General features: G+C 65.1%; 1 protein-coding gene. It reads right to left on the minus strand.

Annotation, left to right across the window (positions count from 1 at the left end; genetic code table 11):
• Positions 1 to 384 (minus strand): hypothetical protein (locus tag J4F42_16415; protein ID MCE2487100.1); only part of this gene is annotated, 384 nt, incomplete at both ends.

The following is a 384-nucleotide window of genomic DNA, read 5'->3' on the forward strand; positions in this document are numbered from 1 at the left end:
GCAGCCCGAAGCCGTTGTCGGTGTCGCCACACGCGTCTTGGGTGTCGCCGCGGGCCGTGCCATAGGCGGCGGGAAAGGGGGTGCCGTTGATTTCCAGCACGACCTCGTCGGCGTCGCACACCCAGCCCGACAGGGTGCCAATACCGCTCTGGAAGGAGTTCGGGCTGGGGTTTTCCATTTGTCCGACCACAAAGGTCGTGCGGAGCGAATAGCGCCCGGTGGCGCGGCCAAACCCTTGCACGGCAATCACGACTTGGCCGGACTGCACGGATACGCCGAGCCAAAAGTTCCGCCCGCTCCCGCCTTCTAAGGCGTGGCCGAGCACCCGGTCGTCCTGCCAGAGGGTGCCGATGGTATTGGTTGAGCCGGTGGTTTCGACAAACA

The sequence above is a fragment of the Desulfurellaceae bacterium genome (genome assembly GCA_021296095.1).
Taxonomy (GTDB): Bacteria; Desulfobacterota; Binatia; order Bin18; family Bin18; genus JAAXHF01.